Origin of the sequence: Corynebacterium sp. (assembly GCF_030535495.1) — a bacterium.
Classification (GTDB): Bacteria; Actinomycetota; Actinomycetes; order Mycobacteriales; family Mycobacteriaceae; genus Corynebacterium.
This window is the reverse complement of sequence record NZ_JAUNRW010000176.1, coordinates 1-2,216: the sequence shown is the minus strand read 5'-3', so window position 1 is coordinate 2,216 and position 2,216 is coordinate 1. Positions and strand designations below refer to the sequence as shown.

The 2,216-nt window shown below is 69.4% G+C and carries 2 protein-coding genes and 1 pseudogene; all 3 read right to left on the bottom strand.

Annotation, left to right across the window (positions count from 1 at the left end; all coding sequences use genetic code 11):
• A pseudogene (locus Q4F73_RS12305) lies at positions 1 to 284 on the bottom strand (adenylosuccinate lyase); the annotation flags it as partial.
• A gap of 34 nt (positions 285 to 318) precedes the next feature.
• Positions 319 to 1,443: a pyridoxal phosphate-dependent aminotransferase gene (locus Q4F73_RS12300; protein ID WP_303359628.1), complete on the bottom strand. Its 1,125-nt coding sequence runs from the start codon at positions 1,441 to 1,443 to the stop codon at positions 319 to 321.
• Between the two features lie 44 nt (positions 1,444 to 1,487).
• The coding region (locus Q4F73_RS12295; RefSeq protein ID WP_303359627.1) for a phosphoribosylamine--glycine ligase at positions 1,488 to 2,216 on the bottom strand (729 nt) is incomplete at its 5' end.

The following is a 2,216-nucleotide window of genomic DNA, read 5'->3' as shown; positions in this document are numbered from 1 at the left end:
AGCGCGTTGAACTCCTCGATGCGGGCCTTGACGTCATGACGGGTGACGCGCTCCCGGTCCGCGATCGAGGCGAGGTCAACCCGGTCGATGACGGCCTCGTACGCCTCGATCGCCGCCGCCGGGATATCCACGCCCAGCTCCTGCTGCGCCTTCATCACGGCGATCCAGAGCTGACGCTCCAGGATGATCTTGTACTCCGGGCTCCACAGCTCAGTCAGCTCAGCGGAGGCGTAGCGGTTGGACAGGACGTTCGCGATCTTCTTCTTTTCAGCCACGCTGTTGATTATCGCATGAGGTCACGCGGGGGTGGCGTGGGTGCTATTCCGGCCCGCGCCGCACGTACTCGCCCAGGCGGCGGCACGCCTCGCGGGTCTCCTCCTCCGGGGCACACAGGGTCAACCGCACCCAGTGGTGGCCGTCGATGGGGTCGAAGTCCACGCCCGGCGCGAAGGCCACGCCGATCTCCTCGACGAGCTCGTGGCACCAGGCCTCGGAATCGTCGGTGACGTGGGCGACGTTGAGCCATAGGTAGAGCCCACCATCGGGATCTGCCATGGTGGGGAACCCGGCTTTGGGCAGCTCCTCGAGCAGCACCGCCCGGGCGGCGGCGTAGCGCTCGATGTGGGAGTCCAGCTCCGCCCGCGCCTGCTGACCGAAGGCCGCCCGGCCTCCGACCTGCGAGACCGCCGGGGCGCACAGCGCCAGGGAGGCCTGCAGGTTCTCGATCGGGGTGACCAGCTCATCCGGCACGATGAGCCAGCCCACGCGCCAGCCGGTCATGGAGAAGTACTTCGACAGGGTGCCCACCACGATCGCCCGGTCGGAGAACTCCCGAGCGGTGGCGAGGGGCCGACCGAAGGACATGCCGTGATAGTCCTCGTCGGAGATGAGCACCGCGTCGTTGACCTCGCACCAGCGCGCGATGCGCTCGAGTTCCGCCGGGTCGATGATGGTGCCGGAGGGGTTGCCCGGCGAGGTGACGATCACCGCCCGCGGCTTGTCCTCGTCCGGCAGCTCCTCGAGCATGGCGGCCGTCGGCTGGAAGCGGGTCGACTCATCGCAGACGAGGTTGACCACGCGCGCGCCCAGGGATTCGAGGATGTTGCGGTAGGCCGGGTAGCCGGGGCACGACAACGCGACGGTGTCACCGTGGTCGAGCACCGCCAGGAAGGAGGCGACGAAGCCGCCGGAGGACCCGGTGGTGATAACGACATTGTCGGCCGAGGTGGACACCCCGTAGGTCTGCGAGTGCCAGGCGGCGATGGTCTCCCGCAGATCGCGGTCGCCGATGACCTCGGTATAGCCCAGAGCGGAGGCGTGCAGGGAGTCCTCCACCGCCTCGAGCACCGGGGACGGGGCCCCCGTGGTGGGCTGACCGGCGCACAGCATGATGGTGTGCTTTCCCTCGCGGGCCCGCCGGTGGACGATGTCGAGCATCTGCATGACGCGGAAGGGCTGGACCTGCCCGCGTCGGCTGATCATGCCGTTCACAGGGAGATCCGTCCCTCCACGGCCGGCAGGGCGATGTCGCGGCGGTAGAAGGAGCCGTCGAGGGAGATCTGCTCGATGGTGGCGTAGGCGTCATCACGCGCGGCCTCCAGCGTGGCACCCACACCGACGATGTTGAGCACGCGACCACCGGCGGAGACCAGCTCGCCGGCGTCGTTGAGTCGGGTGCCGGCGTGGAGCACCTTGGACGGATCGGAGACGACGTCCCCGGAGATGACGCCACCGGTGACGGGTGCGGCCGGGTAGTTCTCGGCGGCCAGCACGACGGTCAGGGCGTAGGCGTCCTCCCACTCCAGCTCCGGGTGCTCGGCGAGGGTGCCGGAGGCGACGGCGTCAAGAAGCCCCGCCAGGGGAGTCTTGAGCAGCGCGAGGATCGGCTGGGTCTCCGGGTCGCCGAAACGGGCGTTGAACTCCACCACCCACGGGCCGTCGGCGTCCCAGGCCAGACCGGCGTAGAGCAGGCCGGAATAGGGGGTGCCGCGGCGGACCATCTCCTGTGCCACGGGGACACAGACCTCGTCGACGATGCGCTGCACTCCCTCGGCGGGCAGCCACGGCAGCGGGGTGTAGGCGCCCATGCCGCCGGTGTTGGGGCCCTCGTCGTTGTCGTGGGCGCGCTTGTGGTCCTGGGCCGGGATGAGCGGGACGACCGTCTCGCCGTCGACCAGGCAGAACAGGGAGACCTCGGGGCCGTTGAGGAAGGACTC

Coding starts and splice junctions, on each gene's coding strand:
- Q4F73_RS12300 (WP_303359628.1), bottom strand. CDS start 1,443: ATGCAGATGCTCGACATCGTCCACCGGCGGGCCCGCGAGGGAAAGCAC.